At 59.8% G+C, this 25,520-nt stretch carries 18 protein-coding genes and 1 pseudogene; 15 read left to right on the top strand and 4 right to left on the bottom strand.

The window, feature by feature from the left end; genetic code table 11:
- The first annotated feature begins 45 nt into the window (after nt 1-45).
- The 9 genes from C3418_RS10475 to rmf all read left to right on the top strand — a co-directional run bounded on the left by C3418_RS10475 (nt 46) and on the right by rmf (nt 13,747).
- Nucleotides 46-267 carry a DUF2835 family protein gene (locus tag C3418_RS10475; protein WP_010674767.1) on the top strand — a complete coding sequence of 74 codons (222 nt, stop codon included), beginning with the start codon at nt 46-48 and terminating at the stop codon, nt 265-267.
- A 274-nt stretch (nt 268-541) separates the two neighbouring features.
- A complete protein-coding gene (locus C3418_RS10470; protein ID WP_103858456.1) occupies nt 542-5,383 on the top strand; it encodes an NAD-glutamate dehydrogenase in 4,842 nt (1,613 codons plus the stop codon).
- Between the two features lie 47 nt (nt 5,384-5,430).
- Nucleotides 5,431-6,441 carry a quinone-dependent dihydroorotate dehydrogenase gene (gene pyrD / locus C3418_RS10465; RefSeq protein ID WP_039040791.1) on the top strand — a complete coding sequence of 337 codons (1,011 nt, stop codon included), beginning with the start codon at nt 5,431-5,433 and terminating at the stop codon, nt 6,439-6,441.
- Between the two features lie 85 nt (nt 6,442-6,526).
- On the top strand, nt 6,527-7,063 hold the full coding sequence (locus C3418_RS10460; protein WP_103858455.1) for a cell division protein ZapC: 537 nt from the start codon (nt 6,527-6,529) through the stop codon (nt 7,061-7,063).
- Between the two features lie 307 nt (nt 7,064-7,370).
- The gene (gene rlmKL / locus C3418_RS10455; RefSeq protein WP_161648068.1) at nt 7,371-9,542 is read left to right on the top strand and encodes a bifunctional 23S rRNA (guanine(2069)-N(7))-methyltransferase RlmK/23S rRNA (guanine(2445)-N(2))-methyltransferase RlmL; all 2,172 of its coding nucleotides are present in this window, start codon (nt 7,371-7,373) and stop codon (nt 9,540-9,542) included.
- On the top strand, nt 9,542-9,769 hold the full coding sequence (locus C3418_RS10450; RefSeq protein ID WP_103858454.1) for a glutaredoxin family protein: 228 nt from the start codon (nt 9,542-9,544) through the stop codon (nt 9,767-9,769). The genes rlmKL and C3418_RS10450 overlap by 1 nt, the downstream gene beginning before the upstream one ends.
- 72 nt (nt 9,770-9,841) lie before the next feature.
- Nucleotides 9,842-11,752, top strand: a complete 1,911-nt coding sequence (locus C3418_RS10445; protein WP_103858453.1) for an ABC transporter ATP-binding protein — start codon at nt 9,842-9,844, stop codon at nt 11,750-11,752.
- 8 nt (nt 11,753-11,760) lie between these two features.
- On the top strand, nt 11,761-13,410 hold the full coding sequence (locus C3418_RS10440) for a DUF3466 family protein (protein ID WP_010674760.1): 1,650 nt from the start codon (nt 11,761-11,763) through the stop codon (nt 13,408-13,410).
- A 157-nt stretch (nt 13,411-13,567) separates the two neighbouring features.
- Nucleotides 13,568-13,747, top strand: a complete 180-nt coding sequence (rmf, locus tag C3418_RS10435; protein ID WP_005315693.1) for a ribosome modulation factor — start codon at nt 13,568-13,570, stop codon at nt 13,745-13,747.
- Nucleotides 13,748-13,826: 79 nt separating this feature from the next.
- On the opposite strand, the gene fabA is transcribed toward rmf, so the two are convergent.
- From fabA to C3418_RS10415, 4 genes are all read right to left on the bottom strand, one after another.
- Nucleotides 13,827-14,387: a 3-hydroxyacyl-[acyl-carrier-protein] dehydratase FabA gene (gene fabA, locus C3418_RS10430; protein WP_010674758.1), complete on the bottom strand. Its 561-nt coding sequence runs from the start codon at nt 14,385-14,387 to the stop codon at nt 13,827-13,829.
- Between the two features lie 78 nt (nt 14,388-14,465).
- Complete coding sequence (locus C3418_RS10425; RefSeq protein WP_045524875.1) at nt 14,466-16,445, bottom strand: Lon protease family protein; 1,980 nt, start codon at nt 16,443-16,445, stop codon at nt 14,466-14,468.
- Nucleotides 16,446-16,652: 207 nt separating this feature from the next.
- Nucleotides 16,653-17,948 carry a site-specific integrase gene (locus tag C3418_RS10420; protein ID WP_048207700.1) on the bottom strand — a complete coding sequence of 432 codons (1,296 nt, stop codon included), beginning with the start codon at nt 17,946-17,948 and terminating at the stop codon, nt 16,653-16,655.
- A gap of 280 nt (nt 17,949-18,228) precedes the next feature.
- Entirely contained in the window at nt 18,229-18,534 is a 306-nt protein-coding gene (locus tag C3418_RS10415; RefSeq protein WP_103858452.1) for a YebG family protein, read from the bottom strand.
- A gap of 210 nt (nt 18,535-18,744) precedes the next feature.
- On the opposite strand from C3418_RS10415, the pseudogene C3418_RS10410 reads away from it, so the two are divergent.
- The 6 genes and pseudogenes from C3418_RS10410 to C3418_RS10385 form a co-directional block, all read left to right on the top strand.
- Nucleotides 18,745-19,706: pseudogene (locus tag C3418_RS10410) on the top strand (IS1595 family transposase).
- Nucleotides 19,707-19,793: 87 nt separating this feature from the next.
- On the top strand, nt 19,794-20,438 hold the full coding sequence (locus C3418_RS10405; protein ID WP_010674754.1) for a paraquat-inducible protein A: 645 nt from the start codon (nt 19,794-19,796) through the stop codon (nt 20,436-20,438).
- Complete coding sequence (locus C3418_RS10400; RefSeq protein WP_010674753.1) at nt 20,416-21,024, top strand: paraquat-inducible protein A; 609 nt, start codon at nt 20,416-20,418, stop codon at nt 21,022-21,024. Before C3418_RS10405 ends, C3418_RS10400 begins: the two co-directional genes overlap by 23 nt.
- 51 nt (nt 21,025-21,075) lie before the next feature.
- The gene (locus tag C3418_RS10395) at nt 21,076-23,628 is read left to right on the top strand and encodes an MlaD family protein (RefSeq protein WP_041205787.1); all 2,553 of its coding nucleotides are present in this window, start codon (nt 21,076-21,078) and stop codon (nt 23,626-23,628) included.
- A 129-nt stretch (nt 23,629-23,757) separates the two neighbouring features.
- Nucleotides 23,758-25,188 carry a 16S rRNA (cytosine(1407)-C(5))-methyltransferase RsmF gene (rsmF, locus tag C3418_RS10390; protein ID WP_103858458.1) on the top strand — a complete coding sequence of 477 codons (1,431 nt, stop codon included), beginning with the start codon at nt 23,758-23,760 and terminating at the stop codon, nt 25,186-25,188.
- A gap of 144 nt (nt 25,189-25,332) precedes the next feature.
- The coding region (locus C3418_RS10385; protein WP_181023087.1) for a transposase domain-containing protein at nt 25,333-25,520 on the top strand (188 nt) is incomplete at its 3' end.

Here is a 25,520-nt window from a genome sequence, read left to right as displayed (position 1 = left end):
AGTCTGGCTCTCCTGCCCGTTTTTCATGGATGACCAGGAGGTGACATGAGGCAATACACTTTTCGGCTCTCCCTTGGCCGCGACGAGATCATGTTGATGTACCAGGGGCAGGTGAACCGCCTGGTGGTACGTACCGAGCAGGGTCTGACCCTGGAGCTGGGGTTGGAGAAAATCCGGCGTTTTGTGTCGGAGAGCGGCGTTCACGGCTACTTTCGACTGAAAACCCAGGACGATCATCGCTTCATTTCCCTGGAACGCATAAATTAACAAAACTTGAACATCAATCCGGGTAAATATCTGCTTTAAGTCACTATCTATCCGGTAAATGGCGCGGCATCCAGTGCGATTTTCTGAATTTTGCCAACTTGGCAAAATTTATCACAACCCAAGCCGTGATCTGTCCCTTGTTTTTAACATCCCGTTATCACCTTTGCTCGCCTTCCTTGATCCAAGCCATTACACTTCGCTGCAACTCTGTACCGGCGCGCATCCTGGGTGGATGTCGCCGTGTCTGTGATGTCGTCCGATAAGGAAACTAGCAATGGCATTGAAAGACGCCCCTACATCCGTTCTGCTCGAAAACGTTCTCAGTCTGATCCACCAGAAATTGCCGAAAAACAGTGCCTCCCTGGTCGAATGTTTCGTTGCCAAGTTCTACGGCAACATGGCCAGCACTGATCTGCATGACCGCAATGACAGCGATCTCTATGGCGCCGCCCTCAGTCTGTGGAATGCCCTCAACCACCGTACCGGCATCGAGCCCTATATCCGGGTCTACAACCCCGAGCTGACCCGCCACGGATGGCAGTCTCCTCATACCATCGTCGAGATCATCCTGCAGGATTCCCCCTTCCTGGTGGACTCCATCCGCATGGCGCTCAAGCGTCTCAATATCACCGCCCACATGATGCTTCACCAGCCGCTGCACCTGATCCGCGGCGAAGGCGGCAAGATTGGCGCCATCCTGGATCTGGACAACACCGCAGAGCAGACCTCGGTGGAAACCGCCTTTCTCATCGAAATCGATCACCTGACCGGTGAAGAGGAGATGGACGCCCTGACTGCCGAGCTCAACTCGGTCGCGCGGGAAGTGGCCCTGGCGGTGGGAGACTGGCAGCCCATGCTGGCGCGCCTGAACGAGATCATCGAGGAGCTGCCCAAACGCAAGAACCCGGTCAGCCAGGCCGAGGTGGACTCCTGCGTCGCCTTCCTCAAATGGGTGGCCGCCCACAACTTCACCCTGATGGGTTATCGTCGCTACGACGTCAAGGCGGTGGAGGGGGATCACGAGATCCTGCCGCAGCCCGAGTCCAGCCTGGGGCTGATGAAGAACTCCATCAAGGACGAAGGCCAGCGCCTCGGCATCATGCCCGCCAGCGCCCGTCACGCGGCCCTCAGTTCCAACTTGCTGATCCTCACCAAGTCCAACAGCAAGTCCCGGGTACATCGTCCGGCCTATGTGGACTACATCGGCATCAAGCGTTTCGACGAGCACGGCAAGGTGGTGGGAGAGGATCGCTTCATCGGCCTTTATGCCTCCTCCATCTACAACACCAGTGCGACCCAGATCCCCCTCATCAGCCACCGCCTCGAGCGCATCATGGCCGCCTCCGGCTTTGAGTCGGGCTCCCATGCCTACAAGGCGTTGCTGAACGTGCTGGAAACCTACCCGCGCGACGAGCTGATCCAGGCCCGTGAAGAGGAGCTGCTGGCCACCGGTCTCGGGGTGCTGGAGATGCAGGAGCGGGACATGCTGCGCCTGTTCGTGCGCCGCGACGTCTACGGCCGCTTCTTCTCCTGCATGGTCTATGTCACCAAGGAGCGCTACAACACGGCGCTGCGGGTCAAGACCCAGCAGATTTTGCAGAAATATTTTGGCAGCAGCATCGATGTGGAGTTCAACGTCTACTTCACCGAGGGCGTGCTGGCACGGACCCACTACATAGTGCGGGTCAACAACAACAACGTGGATGTGGATGTGAACGAAGTACAGAACAACCTGATTGAAGCGGCCCGCAGCTGGGATGACCGCCTGGATTCCGTGCTGCTTTCCCACTATGGCGAGGCCCGCGGCAACGAGCTGCGCCGCCGTTTCAGCACCGCCTTCCCCCGCGCCTACAAGGAAGATGTGCTGCCGGGCTCTGCCGTCGCGGACATCATGGCCCTGGATGGATTGAGCGAGGCCGAGCCGCTTGGCATGCTGTTCTACCGCGCCCAGGAGGAGGAGAACGATCGCCGGGTACGCCTCAAGCTGTTCCACCGAAGCGAACCCATCCACCTCTCCGACGTCCTGCCCATGCTCGAAAACATGGGGCTGCGCGTCATCGGCGAGACCCCGTATCAGGTACGGACCCCCACCGGCGAGGTGTTCTGGATCCTCGATTTCTCCATGCTGCTGCGCGGTGAGCAACCGTTCGATCTGGAGCAGAGCCAGCAGCGCTTCCAGCAGGCCTTCGCCGCCATCTGGAGCAAGACCCTGGAAGATGACGGCTTCAACCGTCTGGTGCTGGGGGCCGGCCTCACCGGTCGTCAGGTATCCGTGCTGCGGGCCTATGCCAAATACATGCGCCAGACCGGCGTCTCCTTCAGCCAGTCCTACATCGAGGAGACCCTGACCCGTTATCCGGATATCGCAGAGCTGCTGTTCACCCTGTTCGAACAGCGCCTGGATCCGGCCATCAAGCAGGATGCCAAGGTGCAGGCCAAGCTGCACGAGGAGCTTGCGGCCAAGCTGGATCAGGTCGCCAACCTGGATGACGATCGCATCATTCGCCGCTATGTGGAGATGATCGACGCTACCCTGCGCACCAACTACTACCAGCTAGACAAGGCGGGCAACATCAAGCCCTACATCTCCTTCAAGCTGGCCCCCTCCAGCATCACCGATATGCCGCTGCCTCTGCCGAAGTTCGAGATCTTCGTCTACTCCCCGCGAGTGGAAGGGGTACACCTGCGCTGGGGCAAGGTGGCGCGTGGCGGCCTGCGCTGGTCCGATCGCAAAGAGGACTTCCGCACCGAAGTGCTGGGTCTGGTGAAAGCCCAGCAGGTGAAGAACACCGTCATCGTGCCGGTGGGCGCCAAGGGCGGCTTCTATTGCAAGCAGATGCCGGCGGGAGCGCCCCGTGCCGTCATCCAGGAGGAGGGCAAGGCCTGCTACCGTCTGTTCATCCGCGGCCTGCTCGACGTGACCGACAACATCATTCAGGGGGAGGTGATCCCGCCAAAATCCGTGGTGCGTCACGACGAGGATGACTACTACCTAGTAGTGGCCGCCGACAAGGGCACCGCCACCTTCTCCGACATCGCCAACGAAATCAGCCTCGAGTACGGCCACTGGCTCGGCGATGCGTTTGCCTCCGGCGGCTCGGTCGGCTATGACCACAAGAAGATGGGCATCACCGCCCGCGGCGCCTGGGAATCGGTCAAGCGCCACTTCCGTGAGATTGGCATCAACTGCCAGACCACCGACTTCACCTGCGTGGGGATAGGCGACATGGCCGGCGACGTGTTCGGCAACGGCATGCTGCTCTCCGAGCACATCCAGCTGGTGGGCGCTTTCAACCACATGCACATCTTCGTCGACCCGACCCCGGATGCGGCCGGGAGCTTCGTCGAGCGCAAGCGCCTGTTCGAGCTGCCCGGCTCCAGCTGGGATGACTACAACCGTGAGCTCATCTCCAAGGGGGGCGGCATCTTCCTGCGCTCTGCCAAGTCCATCAAGCTGAGCCCGGAAATGCAGACCCTGCTCGGCACCGACAAGAGCGGCATGGCCCCGAACGAGCTGATCAAGGCGCTGCTCTGCCTGAACGTCGACCTGCTCTGGAACGGCGGCATCGGCACCTATGTGAAGAGTGCCCGCGAGAGCGACGCCGACGTCGGGGATCGCAGCAACGACGTGCTGCGGGTCAATGGTCGTGACCTGCGTGCCCGCATCGTGGGCGAGGGTGGCAACCTGGGCTTCACCCAGCTTGGCCGGGTGGAGTACGCCAGTCAGGGTGGTCGCATCAACACCGACTTCACCGACAACGTGGGCGGGGTGGATTGCTCCGACAACGAGGTCAACATCAAGATCCTGCTCAACCAACTGGTGGCGGCCGGTGACCTGACCCTCAAGCAGCGCAACCAGATGCTCTACGAGATGACGGATGCGGTGGCCCAGGTGGTCATCACCAACGCCTACCGCCAGTCACAGTCCATCTCGGTGACCGCCTTCCGTGGTGCCGAGCAGCTGAAAGAGCAGCAGCGCTTCATCCAGGGGCTGGAGCGGGAAGGCAAGCTGGACCGGGCGCTCGAGTTCCTCCCCTCCGACGAGGAGCTCTCCGAGCGGATGGCGGCAGGGCAGGGGCTGACCCGACCCGAGCTGGCGGTGCTGGTGGCTTACGGCAAGATGGTGCTCAAAGAGCAGCTCAACTGCCCGGAAGTGACCGACGAGCCCTTCCTCGCCAAAATGCTGGTCACCAGCTTCCCGACCCAGTTGCAGCAGCAATTTGGTGCGGCCCTGGCCCAGCACCCGCTGCGAGGCGAGATCATCGCGACCCGGGTGGCCAACATGCTGGTCAACGACATGGGGCTCAACTTCGCCAGCCGGATGAAGGACGAGACCGGTGCCTCGGTGGCGGAAGTGGCCTGCTGCTTCGCTATGGCCCGGGAAGTGTTCGGCCTCGGCGCCCTGTGGCGTGACATCGAAGGGTGTGACAACGGGGTGGATGCCCAGACCCAGCTCGAGCTGATGTTCTACAGCCGCCGCATCGTGCGCCGCGCCACCCGCTGGTTCCTGCGCGCCCGCAACCGCAGCTGGAGCATCGGCGAGAACATCGCCTTCTTCCGCCCGGCCTTCGAGACCCTGAGTCAGCACCTTTATGAGGTAATGGACGAGAGCGAAGTGGCCGAACACCGCCAGGCTGTCGCCGCCCTGATGGAGAAACAGGTGCCGGAGGCCATCGCCCGTCGCGTGGCCCACATGAACAGCCTCTTCTCCTGCCTGGATCTGGCGCAGATTGCCGCGGAGCACAAGACCGACATCCTGCGGGTTGCCAACGTCTACTATCGCCTGGGCGCCAAGCTGGATCTGCACTGGTTCCTCGAGCAGATCAACCATCAGCCGGTGGGCAACCACTGGCAGGCGATGGCGCGGGCTTCCTTCCGCGAAGATCTGGACTGGCAGCAACGCAGCCTCACCTCCGTGGTACTGGAAGGGTGCAAAGAGCAGGGGGAATGCGCTACCATACTGGCCGACTGGATTTCGGAGCATGAGCAACTCTTGTCCCGTTGGACCCACATGTTGGCCGACTTCAAGACCACGAGCACGCACGAGTTCGCCAAGTTCTCGGTGGCCTTGCGAGAGTTGAACCTGCTCCAGTTGAATTGCCGAACCTCGGCATAACCCCAAAAGCCCCGGCCAGTTGCCGGGGCTTTTTTTAAGGAGCAAGCATGCTGTACCCACTCGCCAGGCATTTCCTGTTCAAACTCAATCCGGAGCAGGCTCACGATCTCTCCATCAAATATTTGCCCCGCCTTCTCGGTACCCCGCTTGATTGTTTCTTCCGCCATTCTCTGCCCAAACGCCCCGTCACCGTCATGGGGCTTAATTTTGCCAATCCGGTGGGGTTGGCCGCCGGTCTGGATAAAGACGGGGAGTGCATCGATGCCTTCGGCGCCATGGGGTTCGGTTTCATCGAGGTCGGTACCGTGACCCCCAGACCCCAGAGCGGCAATGACAAGCCTCGTCTCTTCCGGGTGATCCCGGCCGAGGGGATCATCAATCGCATGGGCTTCAACAACAAGGGCGTCGATCACCTGGTGGCCAAGGTGAAAGAGGCCAAATATCAGGGGGTGATCGGCATCAATATCGGCAAGAACAAGGACACCCCCATCGAGCAGGGCAAGGATGATTACCTTCTCTGCATGGACAAGGTGTATGACCACGCCGGTTATATTGCGGTCAATATTTCCTCACCAAACACCCCGGGTCTGCGTCAATTGCAATATGGCGATGCACTGGATGAACTGCTGGCCGCATTGAAACAGCGTCAACAGGAGCTGGCCGAGAAATATAAAAAGTATGTGCCGCTGGCCGTGAAAATTGCCCCGGATCTGTCACTCGATGAAATAGATCAGGTAGCCGCCTCTTTGATCAAGAACCGTATTGATGGTGTCATCGCCACCAATACCACTCTGGAGCGGGAGATGATATATGACATGCCCCATGCCGCAGAGGCTGGCGGGCTTAGCGGTCGTCCGCTCCAGCACAAGAGCACCGAGGTGATCCGCCACCTGGCCAAGGCCCTCGACGGCGCCCTGCCCATTATCGGTGTGGGTGGTATCGACAGCGCCATGGCGGCTCGGGAAAAACTGGCGGCGGGTGCCAGTCTTGTCCAGATTTACAGCGGCTTTATTTATAAAGGGCCGAGTCTGGTCAAAGAGATCGTTACCCATATTTAAAAAATAACCGGTTGCCCTTATTTAACGTTGCTCAAATTCTCGACATGGAATAAAGTCGAGGGACGGCTTAGATAAGGGCACCACCATGTGTATTCAACCCAATGACAATTGGCAGTGGCATTATGACGCTCAGGATGAGCGCCTGATGCTGGATTTGTCCGATCGCATGATATTTGCCACCGAATATAAAGGTCGGCAACTTGTTCCCTGTTCTTTCACCACCCAGCCTTTTTGTGTGGATGATGCCGCCCTCTATTACCAGTTGATGGACAAGGCCGCTGAACTCGACTGGAGTACGCCCCACCAGGTCCAGCTGGTCCTCAATGCCATCGCCGTCAGCCGTTTTTATAAACCCCTGATGCCGCAAAGCTGGTTCTTTCATGAACAGCAGGCTCATGTTATTCCGGAGATGGGATCCCTGGTGTGGATGGATACGCCCCACGGTCGGGGGGAATTCATGGTCATCGAAGCCGGCGATCAGGCGAGCGTTTGCCTGAACCTGACCGACGAACTGGTGCTGACCAACAGCAAGACGCTGCCGCGCTTTGCAGTGATCAAGGTGATGAATAACCGGATGCAAGCCAGAGTCCGGGCACAGACACAATATCGGGAAGTGGGCTGACGATGAGGCCGTTATATGGCGACGAATAAGTCCGTTATAGGCCTGCTATATTGGTCTGATATTTAAGCGCTCAGTCTCTCTCTTGTTCCATTATTTGTCTTTTTCCTTCGTCTGGTCGTCACGACCATTTTCTGCCTGGTCCGGGCAAGATTTTCGAATTCTTTACGAATGTGATGGTAGACAACTGCCAGCCAGGAGCGGGATCCTGTCGCCCGCAAGGGGGAGGGGAGCGTTTGCCGCGCCTCTTGCCGTTTATATGGCGCCTTTGTCCAAGGTTCGAGTGCCGAGCGCGGGCCGATAAGGTATAATGCGGCACTATTTTTATGGCATCCCCGTGAGCGTGATGAAAGAATTTTTTGCAACCTGCCCCAAAGGGCTGGAAAACCTGCTGGCCGTCGAGCTGACCAATCTGGGTGCGGAGCAGGTCCGTGAGACCGTGGCCGGCGTCCACTTCAAGGGCGAACTGGCCATCGGTTACAAGGCCTGTCTGTGGAGCCGCTTTGCCTCCCGAATCGTGCTGGTGCTCTCCGAGTTCCAGATGAACGATGATCTGGACCTCTACCTCGGGGCCCATACCATTCCCTGGGAAGAGCACTTCTCCGGTACCGCCACCATCGCGGTGGACTTTACCGGTACCAACGCCTCCATTCGCAATACCCAGTACGGCGCCCTGAAGATCAAGGACGCCATCGTTGATCGCTTCACCAAGCGCGGTCACGTGCGCCCGGATGTGGACAAGAAGTCCCCGGACATTCGCATCATGGCGCACCTTGGCAAAGGCAAGGCCAATATCACGCTGGACTTGTCAGGCCCGGCGCTGCACCAGCGCTTCTATCGCCAGGGCACCGGCGAGGCGCCCCTCAAAGAGAACCTGGCTGCGGCCATGATTGCCCGCAGCGGCTGGGCCGGCGAGCCCATGATGGACCCCATGTGCGGCTCCGGTACCCTGCTGATTGAAGCGGCCTTCATCGCTGCCGACATGGCGCCTGCGCTGCGCCGTGAGCGCTTCGGTTTCGATCGCTGGCTGCAACACGATGGTGAACTGTGGCAGAGCCTGATGATGGAAGCCCAGGTGCGAGCCAAGCGCGGCATGCAGCGCTGCGAGGTGAAGCTGTTCGGTTGCGATGCGGATACCCGGGTCCTGATGAAGGCCCGTGACAACGCCAAGGCCGCCGGCGTGGCCCATCTCATCACCTTCAAGCAGGCCGATGTCACCAAGCTGGAAAACCCGCTGCCGATGCCGGCTGTGGAAGGGGAGAGTCGTCAGGTCGGCATGCTCATCTCCAACCCGCCCTATGGCGAGCGTCTTGGGGAGTTCCCGGCCCTGCTGGAAGTGCATCAGGCCCTTGGCGATGCCCTGCGCCGCGGCTTCCAGGGGTGGAAGGTCACCATTCTCTCCGCCTCTCCCGAACTCCTGAGCTGCCTGCGCCTGCGTGCCGACAAGCAGTATCGCCTGTTCAACGGCGCCCTCGAGTGCCAGCTGCGCAACTATCAGATCGCCCTCGATGCCGTCGCTTCCCAGAAAGAGGTGGCCCAGGACTTTGCCAACCGTCTGCGCAAGAATCTGAAGACCCTCGAGAAATGGGCGAGCAAGGAGAACCTCGATTGCTACCGCCTCTATGACGCGGACTTGCCGGAGTACAACGCTGCCATCGACCGCTATCAGGATTATCTGGTGGTACAGGAGTACGCGGCGCCCAAGGACATTCCCGCCCAGAAGACCCGCCAGCGTCTGCTGGACATGGTGCAGGCCGCCATCAAGGTGACCAGCATGGACGGCGAGAAGGTGATCCTGAAGGTGCGCGAGCGCCAGGAAGGCAAACAGCAGTACCAGAAGCTCTCCGAAGAGCAGCACCGGATGGAGGTGCAGGAGTACGGTGCACGCCTCTGGGTCAACCTCTACGACTATCTGGACACCGGCCTCTTCCTCGACCACCGCCAGACCCGCCGCATGCTGGGCCAGATGGCTCGGGGCAAGCGCTTCCTGAACCTCTTTGCCTACACCGGCAGTGCCACCGTGCACGCGGGGCTCGGCGGCGCCCGCGAAACCACCACGGTGGACATGTCGCGCACCTACCTCAACTGGGCCCAGGACAACATGCGCCTCAACTCGCTGGTGGGCCGCGAGCACAAGTTCGTGCAGGCGGATTGTCTGAAGTGGTTGTCGGAAGCCGACGAGCAGTACGACCTCATCTTCATCGATCCGCCCACCTTCTCCAACTCCAAGCGGATGGACGAGAGCTTCGACGTGCAGCGGGATCACCTGCTGTTGATGCAGCACCTCAAGCGCCTGCTCGCGGCGGACGGCACCCTGGTCTTCTCCAACAACAAGCGCCACTTCAAGATGGACTTGGCCGGCCTTGACGCCATCGGTCTCAAGGCGCAGAACATCACGAACAAGACCCGGCCCAAGGACTTCGAGCGCAACCAGCATATCCACAACTGCTGGATCATCACCCACGCCGAGGCACAAGGCTGATGCTGACCCTGTTTCACACCGACGGCTGCCACCTGTGCGAACAGGCGTGGGCGCTGGTGGAACAGGCCGGGATGGCCACGCAGACCCGCCGCTGCGACATCCTGGAGGAGGAGGCCTGGCTCGAGGCTTACCGGGTGCGCATCCCGGTGCTGCAAGACAGTGCCGGCCGGGAGCTGGGCTGGCCCTTCACCCTGGGAGAGCTGCAAGGCTGGCTGGCACAGGGGTGAGCAGGATTTGACGACAAAACGGGGGCAGACTCACGCTGCCGCCCGTTTTTTCATAAGCAACAAGGAACAAACATGGCTCTTTTGACATTGCACGGCGCGTCCCTGTCGTTCAGTGATTTTCCGCTGCTCGACCATGCCGAGCTCACCATAGAGCGGGGCGAGCGCCTCTGTCTGGTGGGTCGCAACGGGGCGGGCAAGTCTACCCTGATGAAGGTGATTGCCAGCGAACTGCCGCTGGACGACGGCCGTCTGGTGTTGCAACAAGATTTGAAAGTGACCCGCCTCGAGCAGGATCCGCCCGCCTCGAGCGAGATCACCGTGTTCGATTACGCCGCAGAAGGGTTGGCCGGGGTAGGGGAGCTGCTCAAGCAGTACCACCATGTCTCCCACGCCCTGGCGCACGACCCTTCCGATGCCAACATTCGCACCATGAGCCAGTTGCAGGAGCAGCTCGACTATCAGAACGGCTGGCAGTACGAGACCCGCATCAATCAGGTGCTGACCCTGCTTGATCTCGACCCTGATGTGACGCTCGACAGTCTGTCTGGCGGCTGGCTGCGCAAGGTGGCTCTGGCCCGCGCCCTGGCGTGTGACCCGGATCTGTTGCTGCTGGACGAGCCGACCAACCACCTGGACATCGATGCCATCAACTGGCTGGAAGAGTTCCTCAAGGACTTTCGCGGCGCCATCGTCTTCATCTCCCACGATCGGGAGTTCATCCACAAGCTGGCGACCCGGATCATCGATCTCGATCGCGGCGTGATCACCTCCTGGCCCGGCAACTACGACGAATATCTGCAGGGCAAGGAGGAGTGGCTGCGGGTCGAGGAGCTGAAAAATGCCGAGTTCGACCGCAAGCTGGCCCAGGAAGAGGTATGGGTGCGCCAGGGTATCAAGGCGCGTCGTACCCGCAACGAGGGACGGGTGCGGGCCCTCAAGGCGATGCGCATGGAGCGCACCCAGCGCCGGGAGCTGCAGGGCAAGGCCAAGCTGCAACTGGACGAGGCGGGCCGCTCCGGCAAGCTGGTGTTCGAGACCGAGGGGCTGGGGCTGGACTTTGGTGATCGCACCCTGTTCCAGGGACTGGATCTGCAGGTGCTGCGCGGGGACAAGATTGCTCTGGTGGGCCCCAACGGCTGCGGCAAGTCGACCCTGATCAAGCTGCTGATGGGTCAGCTCGAGGCGAGCCGTGGCTCGGTGCGCCAGGGGACCAACCTGGAAGTGGCCTACTTCGATCAATATCGTGAGCAGCTCGACCCCGAGAAGACGGTGGTGGACAACGTGGGGGAGGGCAAGCAGGAGGTGATGGTTCGCGGCCGCTCCCGCCACATCCTCGGCTACCTGCAGGACTTCCTGTTCGAGCCCAAGCGGGCGCGCACCCCGGTCAAGGCCTTGTCAGGGGGCGAGAAAAACCGTCTACTGTTGGCCAAACTCTTCCTCAAGCCCAGTAACTTGTTGATTCTGGATGAACCAACCAACGACCTGGATGTCGAAACGCTGGAATTGCTGGAAGAGCTGCTCACCGATTACCCGGGCACCCTGCTGCTGGTCAGCCACGATCGCCGTTTTATCGACAATACCGTGACCGGCTGCTGGCTGTTTGAAGGGGATGGACGGATCAGCGATTATGTCGGGGGCTACGCCGACATGATGGCCACACGAGCCCTGCAGGTCGCCCAACAGACGGCCAAGCCGGCCCCGGTCAAGGTGGCAGAGCCTGTCGCATCGGCAGCGGAGCCTGCGAAAAAAACACGAAAACTCTCTTACAAGTTGCAACTGGAGCTGGATAATCTGCCAGCCCGGCTGGAACAGTTGGAAATGGAACTCGATGCCCTGCAGGCCGAGATTAACCACCCCGGTTTCTTCTCCCTGCCAGCAGAGCAGACCCAGCCCAAACTGGATGCATTGAATGCGGCAGAGGCCGCATTGGAACACGCCTTCTCCCGTTGGGAGGAGTTGGAAGCGTTGAAACATCAAGACTAAGGAAGTAGATGAAAAAGCAATTATCCATGCTGGCCATCCTGGTCGGCGCCAGCCTCAACGCGCAGGCGGCACAAAGCTCCTTTTTCACCATCGTCGATGACGAAGTCAAAGGCTATGCCAGCGGGATCAGCGGCGATGCCAACGGCCTCATCGGGCTCAACACCAAGAACAACATGGCGGAATACTTCTCCACCGTGCGGTTTGCCGACTTCCTGGTGGATCGTTTCCGTTTCGAGCAGGGTTGCATGCTCTCCAACTCGGTCTGCAACTCCTTCTGGAGCGACAACTCGGGCTTTGCCTACCAGTGGCGTCGCGACTTCCTGGACAAGGTAGATCAACGCAGCAACCTGGGCTACGTGACCAGCTCCGAGGTCGATGGCCTGGTGACGGCCCTCGGGGATGTTCCGGAGGATCGTGTCGGTTACAAGATGAATGGCAAGCTGCGCACCGCCTTTGCCGTGGTCAATGACGGCAACCCGGTCGAGCTCAAGGATGCGGCCAGCACCCACGGCCTGAGCGTCCCCACCTCCATCAAGAAGCTGGACAACGGTCAGTATCTGGTGACCGGTACCGCGGCCAGCGACAAGTATCGCCACAAGGTGGGCGGTGACTTCTACAAGTGGTGTTTCGAGACGGGCAATGACAGCCAGTACGGTGACTTCCGCTACTGCCCCGGGGTCGATACCCAGGCGAGCTTCTGGCTGCTCAACAGCTCGGGCGGGTTCAACAAGCTGATGCAGGCCGGTACCTATGGCCATCAGCGTGACGAGGTGCTGCAAACCGCCTCTGCACTGGGCGTGGCCAAGTACAACGGCACCCTCTACGGCGTGGGCTACAGCTCCACCGGCGAGGTGGGCACCGGTGATCTGGATGGTCGCAACCTCGCCAGCTACTGGACCCTGGATACGGCTGCCGGCACCGTGGGCACCACCAAGATCATCCCGCTGCCGGATGGCGAGCCTGGCAAGGACGATGCCAAGCTGCAACACAGCTGGGCCGTGGCCGTCAACGACAACGGCTATGTGATCGGCAACCAGCGCTATCGCATCAACAAGGGCCAGAACCGCCCGGTGGAGATGTTCCTGTTCAACCTGAGCAAGCCGGGTACGGCGGCCAGCCTTCCTCTCCAGGACAAGCCGGTCTCGGGGGCAGGCTCGGAAGCAGCCGCCATCAACGAGCACAACATGGTGGTTGGCTGGCGCGACTCCCGTCACCAGACCCAACCGGTGGTCAATGGCACCAACCGCATGCAGGAAGCCTTCCTGCTGAACGCGGCCGCCCCGGCCAACAGCTGGTATCTGAACGATCTCATCTGTGGCAAGGATGACGCCGGCAACAAGCAGTGTGCCCAGAACGGCAAGTACTATCACATCGCTTATGCCAGCGGCATCAGCAGCGACGGCACCATTGCCGCGACGGCGTATCGCTATGACAGCGAGAGCGACCTCAACAAACGCGCCAATGCCACCGTGGTCGCCGTCAAACTGACGCCGGCCGTGGCGGATTATCAGGGCAATGCCCCGGCCAGCTATGTGGTCAGCAATGCGCCGGTCAACAACCAGACCGGTCAGGATGGCGGCGAGGGTGGTGGCGGCAGCCTGTTCTGGTTGACTCTGCTGGCGCTGCCCTTTGCCTGGCTGCGTCGCTATCAGCGATAAATAAGTGTCATCAAAAATTAATGCAGTTCAGTATCTTGTGTCACAACCCCTGAATAGCATGGAATTTTTTGTTTGACCCTGCCTCCCCCCTGGGGTAAAGATGAAGGCGACCGGTGAAAAACTGGTCGCTTTTTTTGTTCCACGAAGAGGGTCGTAGATGATGAAGAGACAGAAACGGGACCGTCTGGAGAGAGCTCGCGCTCGTGGTTATCAGGCTGGCGTAGTCGGCAAACAGAAAGAAGCGTGTCCGTACCAGTGCCTGGATGCCAGGGGCCATTGGCTTGGTGGTTGGCGCGATGCCATGGAAGGGCGAGGCTCAGGCCTCTTCATGAAGTAACCGATACTTCATCACTCATTACAAAAGGAAAGGGGCCATCGTGGCCCCTTTACGTTGTCTCTGCTCACCAGGAGCAGGATCAGAATGCGGTGGTGTCTTTGAACAGGCCCACTTTCAGATCGGTGGCGCTGTAGATGGGGCGACCATCCACTTCCACGACGCCATCGGCAATGCCCATGACCAGTTTGCGGTTGATGACGCGCTTGAAGGTGATCTTGTAGGTGACCTTCTTGGCCGTCGGCAGGATCTGGCCGGTGAACTTGACTTCACCGACACCCAGCGCACGTCCTTTGCCAGGACCCCCTTTCCAGCCCAGGAAGAAGCCGACCAGTTGCCACATGGCATCCAGGCCCAGGCAGCCGGGCATGACGGGATCGCCGGGGAAGTGGCAGTCGAAGAACCAGAGATCCGGCGTGATATCGAGTTCAGCCAGGATTTCACCCTTGCCGTGCTCGCCGCCATGGTCGTTGATCTTGACGATGCGATCCATCATCAGCATGTTGGGGGCGGGCAGCTGGCTGTTACCTTCACCAAATAATTCGCCACGGCTGCAGGCAAGCAGCTCTTCACGGGTAAAGGACTCTTTGCCTTGTTCGCACAGGGAGAGGCGGGGATCAGTGGTGTCGTTATCTAGGGTCACGCTGTTTATCCTTCATATGGGTCAAAGCCGGGCCAATTTAGCTTACAGATGTTCGCTAAACAACTCCGATCACTTCATTTAACGGCCAAGCAGCCGATCCAGCAGGCTGCGCAGCAGGCCGCCACTCTTGGTTGCCGTGCCATTGAGTTCGTCAAGTCTCTCCTGGATGCGACCAAACAGGGTATCCGGCATGTCCGGTTCGCCAGCGACGCAGCCGGTGAGCAGCTCGATTGCCTCTTCCACGTGATCCACCGGGTGGATGTGGAACTGGCCAGCCTCTACTGCCGCGATCACTTCATCAGAGAGGTTGAGCTGCTGGGCGTTGGTGCCGGGCAGCAGAATGCCTTGCTTGCCGGTGAGGCCGTGGATCTTGCACACCCGGAAGAAGCCCTCAATCTTCTCGTTCACGCCGCCAACGGCCTGCACATTGCCGAACTGGTCGACCGCACCGGTCACAGCGAAGTGCTGGTAGATGGGCTGGCGGGCGAGGGCAGAGAGCAGGGCACACAGGCCGGTCAGGGAAGCGCTGTCACCATCGATCTCGTGGTATGACTGCTCGAACACCAGGTTAGCCGAGAGCGGCGAGGGGTTCTCTGCGCCGAACTTGTTGGAGAGGTAACCGTGGATGATCATCATGGCTTTGGCGTGAATGTGCCCGGCGAGCTCCGCCTTGCGCTCGATGTCAGCCACATCGCCATCCCCGAGGTGGACGGTCGCGGTGAGGCGTACCGGCTCCCCGAAGTCATAGGGATGGCCGGCCACCTGGATGACGGAAAGGCCGTTGATCTGGCCAACCTCTTCACCGTCGGTCTGCAGCAGGATCTGGCCGTCGATAACACCCTGATCCGATTGCTCCACCAGATAGTTGAGGCGGTAATCCTGCTCTTCCAGGGCGAGCAGGATATGTTCGTCAGTGACGCAGGTCGCTTCCAGCTCGCGGGCCAGGCTGTCGGCCATGCGCATGATGGCGCCGAGCTGTACCTCGGAGAGGGATAGCCACTCCTGGTGGTCACACAGGCGGCTGGCATGGCGACAGAGGGCGAGGAGGGCACTTGGGGTGAAATCCAGCAGCGCCCAGCGCGCTCGCAGCCAGGCGAGATATTGCAGGAAGGCGGGGAGATCTTCCTCGATGTTCACTTCGGAGACCAGATCGGCACGCAGGAAGATGCGCTCCGCCATGTCCCTGTCCAGCATCTGGAATTCCGCCACGTCCAGCCTGTCACCGACCAGGATCAACTTGAACCGGATGGGGGTCGCTTCCGGGGTGAAGAAGGGCGTCAGCGTCTTGCCTTCCTGATAGGCATTCCAGTCCAGCTCGCCTTTTTGCATGGCGTTCTTGAGCTTGAACCAGAGATGAGGCTGATCCAGCAGCTCATCAAGCTGCAGTATCAGGTAACCACCGTTGGCTTCCCGCAGCAGACCAGGTTCCAAAAGGTGCTGGTTGGCGTAAACGGAGCCTTGTTCCGTCTGATAGTTGATGGAACCGAACAAGGTATCCCAGTTCAGGTCACGGCCGTAGACGACAGGGGCTTGCTGATCCTCATGATGGATCAGCAGGTTGATGAGCACCGGGTGCTGGAACTCGAGGCCCTGGGCGACATGGGCGGCCAGATCGGAGAGGAAATCTACGATCTTGGGGTCGTTGTTCTGTTTGCGGATGATCCGGGTGACCAGCCGCTCGGCGTCGAGGTGGTGGCTCATCAGCTTGAGCAGCTCGCCGACCATTTCGCAGAACTCGAAACCCGAGCCCGGTTGCAGGCGCAGCCAGATGGGTTTGAAAGGGTTGTTGAGATTCTCGGTATAACAGAGATCGAACAGGTCGCCATCCTTGCCATTCGAAGAGGCGATCAGGGTCTGGCAGACATTCTCGTAATCTGCACCGGGGAAACCGTTGAGGATCATGACCGGGCAGTCACCATCAAAACTGGCCAGCCGTTTTATACCCGAAATCGCTCTGGGTTGCAGGGCGGCAAACGGAATGGGGTCGAGTTCGCCAAGTGTGGGGAACTGCTCAATCGAGAAAGCGGGTTTTAATTGTTCTGATGTTAATTCAGCCACTTAAGACATCCGGTCGGGGATAGGATCAATTGCCACCATTATACACAGTTCGGTTGAGGGTGACAGAATACCAAGATATTTCATTTAACATAATATACATTATGCGCGGTGTCGTATTTTATGAGTCCCAGGGCATGATCAATCAAGGATTGTCTTTAGGTCCCGCGTCTTGGTTATGAGTGCAGTTTTATTGTTCACCACTGGTTATCAATCATATGTACGGTCCTGGTCGAGCAAGTGGTCCAGCGGCTTGCGGCTGGCACTCTCGTGACGTTCCCGGTTGCCGGTGTGCAGGTACTTGGAGGTGGTGTCGATGCTATCGTGTCCCGCATCGGCTTGTACGTGGGATAAAGGCCGGCCGTGCAGATTGATGTCATGGGTGATACCGGTGTGGCGAATGGAGTGCGGCGTCAGGGTTCGCATTTCAGCGGCATCCTGATCAAAACCGTCTTGTTCGGCGAGGCTTGCGGCCTGTTCAAATACCGCCATTACCAGGTCTCGTAGCTGGCGGATACCCAGATTGGCATTGAGTTCACCTTGTTCGCGGCCATGGGCCGCCGCCTTGTGGCGTACGAACAGCGGGGTTTGCTCTCCGGGGGCCGGCAGTGGCGAAAGTCCAAGAAAGGTACGATAGCGAGCCAGGGCTTCGAGCAGAGCCTGAGAAACGGCCACGGTGCGACGTTTACCGCCTTTGCTGCGGGGAATGTCATAACCCCAGACGCCCGTTTTGGCGTCACGTCGAAACTGGCCCATGACGGGGCTGAAACCCGGCCTGGCCGCCACCTCGGAAATCCGCAGATAACAGGCATACATCAGACAGATGAGAAAGCGGCTGCGCTCATGTTGTGCCGGGCATTCGGCAGCGAGCTGTTCGGCGGCTTGCATCACATAGGACCATTGCAGTTCGGTGAAGGATTGCGCGTCTTCACCAGCCTCCTGGGGGCCCGCACGTTTAACCCGCTGCAGCAGGAGAGCCGGATTGCGATCCATGTACTCCTCCTGGATGAGAAACTGGAAGAAGGCGGACAAAATGGCGAGTTTTGTCTTCATCGCCTGCTCACTCAGTCGATACGGCAGCTCCCGGCCCAGTTCCCGCTTGCCAAGAAACGGACGCCACAGGGGGTTTGGCAACCGTTCCCCCCACTCCTTGTCGAGCACGAACTGGGCGACGTTGCGATAGGCAATCAGTCCGGACGGTGGCGCCTGGCAATAGTCGAGATAGCGCATCATGATGCGCCTGGTGAGATCCCTGGGGCTGATGGCCACCTCGCAAAAACACCAGTGCAAAAAAGTGGTCAGCTCACTGCGATAGGTCTTGTAGTTGTTTTCGCTGTGGCGCTGCTCCAGCAGCCAGTCGACGGCCAGCTCATACACGATCCCCGCGTCGGGGACCTTGCCAAGACTCAGGGTGGCGAGGTACTGGTTGACCTGGGGATTGCCCGCTTCAAGGTGGTCCACGCTATCGAACAGTGGCATGGCGGGTGGAAGTGCTGGATGAGTCATGATGGTGTGTGATGTCGGTTGAATGTTTTGAACGGGGCCGTAACCCCCTGATGCCGATAAATGGGGTTATCGGCATCAGGGCTTGCAGTGCGCCTTGGGGGCAACGACCTGAGGCATCTTGCTGTGATACCCCATGATCACGAGCAATCGGCATATTCAATGAATATGCAGTGTGGTTGGAAAATTCTCGGGGAAAATAGCCGCGATAATGACTTAAGTTGCACTTTTCATGAATGAGAGAGCGGCTTCTGCCTCACATCCCCTTCCCCGCCCTTTCGTCTCAAGCCACGCTCTTCAGGGGCTTCCCCTTTGGCAGTTCAGTATCCTGCTTGTCTTCTTTGGATGGATTCCCCTGCCCTTTTCCACCGCGCAATACCTGCTGCAACTGATCCCGCTGCTCGGCCAGATAAAAGGCCAGACTCTCCTGCTGTTCCGGTGCAAGCGCGACCGGCGCGCCCGCCAGCAGTGTCATCAGCTCATCGGCGGTGTCCAGCAGTTTGTCATAGGCATCCGCCTCTTTCTTGCTGGCAAAGGTCATCTTCTCCACTCCCCCACGTACCACAACATACTTGATCTCAACGGCCATCGCGGCGCCCTCCTGATGATTGTGATTGCAAGTATATGTACGTATATACAGTATTGCAAATACCCTCAGCATGTCGGCATGCATCGCCAGCCCCTGCTTGGCTGGCGGCGGCCAGTTCACACCGGAAAACACGTCTTTTCAAAGGCGCTGTCCCAATTACATGTTGAAAGGCTAACCTTGAAGTAGGTCATCACCCTGAGGGCCTCCATCATGGATACCCAAGCCTTTCAACATCTACTGTCTCTCTTTCCACAGCTCACCATGCGCCAGCGTCGCCTCGCGCAACATGAACTCACTACCCCTCACCCAATCACCTCGCTGGCCGCTCAACTCCCCGCTTGTCGATGTTGCCCTCACTGTCAGGCCGAGGCTACGCAGTTGGCTCCCTGGGGTTGGAGTCGAGGGCTGCGTCGTTATCGCTGCAAGCAGTGTCTGCGCACCAGTTCCGTTCTCACCAAGACGCCTCTGGCTCGACTTCGCAAGGCACAATGCTGGGAAGACTACGCCCAGGCCCTCATCGACGGTCTGACCGTCCGACAGGCTGCCGTCCGCTGCGGAGTCTGTAAAAATACCGCCTTCTTGTGGCGTCACCGCTTCCTGAAAGCCATGGCGAGTCACCAGGCGGCACGGGAAGGGGTATCGTCGAGGTTGATGAGACCTTCTTCTTGGAGTCGTTTAAAGGGCAACGTGGTTTGCCCCGCCCGGCCCGCCACCGTGGGGGCAAAGGCCGTACCCGAGGCACAGGGCCGGATTACATCCCGGTGATGGTGGTTCAGGACCGGGCTGGTCACCATGCGGATTTTCAGTTGGAGAAAATGAATGCCGAGACGGTGATAGCTGTTTTGACACCCCTTGTCTCGTCAGATGCGGTGTTGTGTAGCGACGGCGCCGGGGTGTATGCCAGTTTCAGCAAAGCGCAGGGAGTGACCCATCAGGTCGTGCGCAATCGCCAAGGCGAGCGTGTGGTTGGCGCGTACCATATCCAGCATGTAAACGGATATCACCGTCGGTTGAAAGAGTGGATGGAGCGGTTCCATGGGGTAGCGACCCACTATCTGAGAAATTATCTGGGTTGGCGAAGGATGTTGGAGCGCTACGGGCGGGAAGTGAATGTACCACGTTGCTTGCATGAGGCGCTGGGGCGCCCCATGCAACACGTAATTGGGACATAGCCTTTTCAAAGGGGGGTGTGCAGCGCGGCAAGACAGGGCAGGCGTTTTAAGGTAAATTTCATCAATTCCTTCAACAGGTTGAATCGTATGTCGGATCCGCACTCGGTGATTGTCTGTCCGGCCTGTGACTTGCTGATCGAACGCAAGTTGCTGCCGCTGCGCCGTCACGCCCATTGCCCCCGCTGTCATCAGCATCTGTATGGGCGCTATGCCTTTCGCCCTTCCCAGTTGATGGCGCTGACCATCACCGGATTCCTGTTGCTGCCTTCCGCGTTTTTTGAGCCTTTGATCTATCTTCGTCTGGCGGGCGTGAACTCGGACGCCAACCTGATCAAGGGGATTATGATGCTGTATGCCGAGAGCGAGCTCTGGGTGGCAACACTGGTGCTCTGGTGCGCCGTGCTGGCACCGACAGGGCTGCTGCTCGGGATCTTTGCCCTCGCCTCCGGCCTGGCCAAGCGCTGGCATCTGCTGGCGTGGACCCTCAAAGCGGTCGAGGTATTTCGTCACTGGGCCATGCTGGAGGTGTACATCGTCAGCCTGCTGGTCGCCCTGTTCAAGCTTATCGACATCGCCGACGTGCGCCTGGGAGGCGGTCTGCTGAGCCTGGGTTGTCTGATGCTGCTCAACATGACGCTGCTGATCCTCTTTGACCCTGCCCCTTACTGGGAGCGGATTCCGCTGCAACATGCCTCCCGGGAGCCGGACCATGTCCCCGATCAGCGCCCGTGAACTGGGGCTTTGCCGCTGCCATACCTGCGGGTTGCTGGTGCGCCATCAACACGGCATGAGCTGCCCTCGTTGTCACACTCCCTTGCAGATGCGCATTCCCCATTCCCTCGCCTGGTCATGGGGCCTGCTGGCGCTGGCCACCTTCATGTTATTGCCTGCAAACCTGCTGCCCATCACCCACTTCTACAACAAGGGATTATTGCAGTCCGATACCATTTTCAGCGGTATCATGGCGCTCTATCGCAGCAAGATGTCCGGCATCGCCACCATAGTACTGACCGCGAGCATCATTGTGCCCATCGGCAAGATCCTGGGTCTTGGCTGGATCTGCTGGCAGTTGCAGCGCAGCAAGCCGGTGCGCCGCAAACGCCAGCTCGTCATGTACCGCATCATCGATTTCATCGGACGCTGGTCCATGCTGGACCTGTTCGTCATCTCGCTGATGGTGGCCCTGGTGGATCGCGGCGTGCTGCTCAACGTGCGTGCCGGCCCCGGGGCGACGGCATTCGCCGGCGTGGTGGTGCTCACCATGATGTCGGCCAGGATGCTCGATACCCGCCTGTTGTGGGACAAGGCGGCCCGTTAATGTTTTTTGTGTCGAACGTGCTGTGCATCACAGCCAATGTAAGGAGTCGGTATGGTCGGGGCTGAGCCCGTCATTGAGAAGCACCGCTGGTTATCCCCGGTCTGGTTGCTGCCCTTCATCGCCCTCTTGCTGGCGGGAGGCTTTCTCTACCAGCAGTGGACGAGCAGTGGTCAACTCATTCGCATCAACTTTGCCCAGGGCAACGGTATCTTGCCGGGCAAGACCCAGTTGCGCTATCAGGGGGTCGCCATCGGCGTGGTCCAGGAGCTGGAACTGGCACAGGATGGTCGCAAGATTGCGGTGCTGGCCAAGGTGGACAGCCGTGCCCGCTCCCTCATACGCAAGGGCTCCGACTTCTGGCTGGTGAGTCCCAAGGCGTCACTGACCGAGATCTCCGGCCTGGACACCCTGGTGTCCGGCAACTACATCAACCTGCAACCCGGACGGGAGAACAACCCGCTGGAGGATGAGTTCGATGCCCTGGATGGCCCTCCCCCCGGTTATCAGGCCCAAGGGCGCACCCTGCACCTGACAGCCGATTCTCTGGGGTCGGTGGGCATCGGCGCCAAGATATATTTCCGCGGGCTGGAGGTGGGCAGTGTCATCAACACCCGTCTTGGGGAAGAGAACCAGAACGTGATCCTGGATCTGGTGATCGAGCCGCGCTTCGAGCACCTCGTCAAGGCGGATACTCGCTTCTGGAACATCAGCGGCATCAAGGGCTCCTTCAGCCTGGCTGGCGTCAGCGTGGAGGCGGGCAGCCTCACCTCCATCCTGAGCGGTGGCATTGCGTTTGACTCCCCCAAGGATTCTCCCGTGGCGCAAAAGGGGGTCAACTTCATCCTCTACAAGGGGCTGGCCGAGGCCGCCCGGGGTGAGCGCATCACCATCCAGGCTGGGACTCTGCCCATCAAGGAAGGGATGCCCATCCTCTATGAGGGCATCGAGATTGGACGAGTCGACCCTATTCGCCTCACCGAACAGGGACGGAGCGTGACGGCCCTCATCAACCCCGAACAGGCGTTCCGGGTGACCGGCAAGAGTCGTCTGGTGTGGGAGACGGTCTCTCTCTCCCCTGCCGGGATCAAGCACGCGGATCGCCTGCTGGCCGGGCCCGCCATTCGCCTGGACTATGAACCCGGTAAACGGGTCAACACCATGACCCTGGAGAGCCAGGCACAGCGCGGCGGCATCAAGCTGACCCTGCAGGCAGAGGATCTCGCCGGTTTGAGCGAAGGGGCTCCGCTCTGGTTCAAGGGGTTACAGATAGGTCAGCTCGGGGCACTGACCCTGGATGCCGGCGGCAATGCCAGTGTCGAGTTGCTGGTGAACGAGCGTTATCGCCATCTGCTGCAACGGGCTCGCTTCTATCGCGCCGCCCCCTTGCAGGTGGAGGCGGACCTCAGCGGTATCAAGGTGGAGACCAGCCCGGCCAGTGCCTGGTTGGCGGGGGGCATCAAGCTGGTACAGGCTGCGAAGGGTGACAGGATTGACCGACTCTACCCCAGCCAGGAGCTAGCCCTGCTTGGGAGCCGCCATGCCAAAGCGGTCAGCTGGACGCTGCGTGCCGCTCAGGCTGATGGTATCGGTGTGGGCTCCCCCGTCCTCTACCTGGGACTGGAAGCGGGCAAGGTCAAGGCGCTGGATGCCGATGATCGCGGTGTGGCCATCACCCTGGAGATCGATGCCATCTATGCTCCTTTGCTCAAGCAGCAACCCCAGTTCTGGAAGAAGGCCGCCATCGACGGCAAGATCCGGCTCGATGGCGTGCAGGTCAAGATGGGGAACCTCGCCACCCTGCTGCGTGGTGCCATCGAATTCGACAAGCTGGGGACAGGTCGCAGCAGTCATCAGCTCTTTGACAGCAAGGAGCAGGCAAGCTCCCAGGTGCGTACCCTCACGCTCACGGCGGATCACAACCCGGGTCTCGGGGTTGGCAGCCCCATCCGCTATCGCGGAGTGGACATCGGCAAAGTAGAGCAGGTGGAACTGGACCCGACCCTGGGCCAGGTGAGCTTCAAGGCCGAGCTGAATGAGCAATATGCCGCGCGCTTCCTGCAATCCGGGGCACGCTATGCCCTGGTGCAGGCCAAGGTCGGGCTGGGGGGGGTTGCCCACCTCGATACCCTGATCAAGGGGGCCTTTGTGGAGGCGACGCCGGGCCGGGGGGCTGGCAAGGAGACCTTCCCCTTGAGTCAGAGTGGCCCCGCCGGTCTTGCCCTGACCCTCAAGAGCCCCTCCGTCGATGGCATCAGCGTGGGCAGCCCCCTGCTGTTTCGCAAGATGGTGGTGGGCAGCGTCACCGGCGTGACCCTGGCCCGGGATGGCAGTGAGGTGCTGATCGATGTGAATGTGGATGGACAGTACGCCCATCTGATACGCGCCAATAGCCGCTTCTGGAATGTCTCCGGGGTCAAGGCCGATATCGGGCTGACCGGTGGCACCATCGAGGTCGAAACGGTGCAAAGCCTGCTGGCAGGCGGGATTGCCTTCAATACGCCGGAGCGGGAAATGGGCGCGACCGTCAAGGCGGGCCATCGTTATCCGCTTCATGCCAAGGCAGAGAAAGAGTGGCTGGAGTGGAGCCCCCGCATCTTGCCCTGAGTTATTCCCCTGTTCGTCAAAAACCGGCCTTGTGCCGGTTTTTTTATGGCCTCATGGACTCCCCCATCAAGAAGGGCCGCGCACTGTGGTAAGATGTCGCCCCTCATTTTGGGTCAGCGAGATTGCGCCGTGCACGACAACACCTACCTCCCCGATCACTTCCTGCGTCACATTGCGGAGTTCATGCCATCCCATCTCTCCATGGAGGCATTCGTGGCGAGTTGCCGGCAGCCGCTGCGGCGCAGCATCCGGGTCAACACCCTCAAGATCACGGTATCCGAGTTTGTCGCCCGTATGGCACCGCTTGGTTGGCAGCTGGATCCCGTGCCCTGGTGTGCAGCCGGCTTCTGGCTCACCCGCAGCGATGAGAGCGTTCCCCTTGGCAACACGGCCGAGCATTTGTGCGGCCTCTTCTATATCCAGGAAGCGAGCTCCATGTTGCCGGTGATGGCGCTCTTTGCCAGTGAGCAAACCAGAGGGGATGGCATGTTGCTGGACGCGGCCGCCGCCCCTGGCTCCAAGACTACCCAGATCGCGGCGCTGATGGAAAACCGCGGCATGCTGATCGCCAACGAGTTTTCCAGCAGCAGGTTGAAAGTGCTGAGCGCCAATATCCAGCGCTGCGGTGTGACCAACGTCGGCATGACCCATTTCGATGCCAAGGTCTTTGGCCAATGGCTGCCTGAAACCTTCGACGCCATCCTGCTCGACGCCCCCTGCTCCGGCGAGGGGACGGTGCGAAAAGATGAAGACGCGCTGCGCAACTGGAGTCTCGAGAGCATCGAGGAGATCGCCGCGGTGCAGCGTGGCCTGCTGGAGAGCGCTTTTCACGCCCTCAAACCCGGCGGCGTACTGGTCTACTCCACCTGCACCCTGAGCCTGCAAGAGAATCAGGCCGTCTGTCAGTCGTTGCAGGAGAAGTTCGGTGATGCCTTCAGCTTTGACTCGCTGGCCGATCTCTTTCCGGGAGCGGAGAAAGCCTGTACGCCGGAGGGATACTTGCACGTTTGGCCCCAGATCTTCGACAGTGAAGGCTTTTTCGTCGCCCGGTTACGCAAGCATCACTCCGTGCCCAACACCATGTTCAAACCTGGCAAGCTCGGCAAGTTCCCCTTCTCACCGCTGCCAGAGAAAGAGGCCGGCCCCATGTTGCGGGAGATTGAAGGGCATTTTGGCATCGTGCCCCATGGCCAACTGTTTGGCCGCAATGACGAGATCTGGCTCTTCCCTCACGCTTTCGAGCAGGTACAGGGGAAGCTGCGTTTCGATCGCATCGGCATCAAGCTGGCTGAAACCTTCAAGAAGGGATATCGATTGACCCATGAATGGGCTCTGGCTTACGGCCATGAGGCGAGCAAGGGATGCGTCGAGCTGGATGCCGCCAATGCCCGTGAATTCATGATGGGACGAGATGTCTGGCCAGAGCAGGATGCCGGGAGTGGGGAAGTGATCGTTCGTTACCAGGGGCACCCGCTCGGCATGGGGAAATGGGTGGGGAGTCGCATCAAGAATGCCCTGCCCCGGGAGCTGGTACGGGACAACAACCTGTTCAATGCGTGAGAGTGGAGTCGCTCGAGCAAAAACAGCGCCTGTTCGAGTCTGAAAAACCCCCACTCTGGTTGCAATGCTGATCAGTTAAGGATTCATTGACCGATCCTTCTGCTGTAGGACAATCCGGAACCAATCACTGGTTCCGGATTTTTTATGTCTATTGCAAACGATCTGAACGATGTTGTTGAGGCATCTGGCGACATGCTGGCTCGGTTGGCCATTTTTGCCGACCATATTCCCGACGAATGGATTACTGCCGCTGCCGCCTTGTCTGAAAAGGCCACTATCCGCCGACGCCGCTTACCTTCTGATATGGTCTTGTGGCTCGTCGTGGGGATGGC

It is taken from the genome of Aeromonas sp. ASNIH8, assembly GCF_002919855.1.
GTDB lineage: Bacteria > Pseudomonadota > Gammaproteobacteria > Enterobacterales > Aeromonadaceae > Aeromonas > Aeromonas caviae.
The sequence above is the reverse complement of the archived record's forward strand: the minus strand, read 5'-3'. Positions and strand labels throughout refer to the sequence as shown.

Coding starts and splice junctions, on each gene's coding strand:
- C3418_RS10450 (WP_103858454.1), top strand. CDS start 9,542: ATGCTGACCCTGTTTCACACCGACGGCTGCCACCTGTGCGAACAGGCG.
- rlmKL (WP_161648068.1), top strand. CDS start 7,371: ATGCGGCACTATTTTTATGGCATCCCCGTGAGCGTGATGAAAGAATTT.
- C3418_RS10395 (WP_041205787.1), top strand. CDS start 21,076: ATGGTCGGGGCTGAGCCCGTCATTGAGAAGCACCGCTGGTTATCCCCG.
- C3418_RS10440 (WP_010674760.1), top strand. CDS start 11,761: ATGAAAAAGCAATTATCCATGCTGGCCATCCTGGTCGGCGCCAGCCTC.
- C3418_RS10420 (WP_048207700.1), bottom strand. CDS start 17,948: ATGACTCATCCAGCACTTCCACCCGCCATGCCACTGTTCGATAGCGTG.
- C3418_RS10405 (WP_010674754.1), top strand. CDS start 19,794: ATGTCGGATCCGCACTCGGTGATTGTCTGTCCGGCCTGTGACTTGCTG.
- C3418_RS10475 (WP_010674767.1), top strand. CDS start 46: ATGAGGCAATACACTTTTCGGCTCTCCCTTGGCCGCGACGAGATCATG.
- C3418_RS10400 (WP_010674753.1), top strand. CDS start 20,416: ATGTCCCCGATCAGCGCCCGTGAACTGGGGCTTTGCCGCTGCCATACC.
- C3418_RS10445 (WP_103858453.1), top strand. CDS start 9,842: ATGGCTCTTTTGACATTGCACGGCGCGTCCCTGTCGTTCAGTGATTTT.
- pyrD (WP_039040791.1), top strand. CDS start 5,431: ATGCTGTACCCACTCGCCAGGCATTTCCTGTTCAAACTCAATCCGGAG.
- C3418_RS10470 (WP_103858456.1), top strand. CDS start 542: ATGGCATTGAAAGACGCCCCTACATCCGTTCTGCTCGAAAACGTTCTC.
- C3418_RS10460 (WP_103858455.1), top strand. CDS start 6,527: ATGTGTATTCAACCCAATGACAATTGGCAGTGGCATTATGACGCTCAG.
- rmf (WP_005315693.1), top strand. CDS start 13,568: ATGATGAAGAGACAGAAACGGGACCGTCTGGAGAGAGCTCGCGCTCGT.
- C3418_RS10415 (WP_103858452.1), bottom strand. CDS start 18,534: ATGGCCGTTGAGATCAAGTATGTTGTGGTACGTGGGGGAGTGGAGAAG.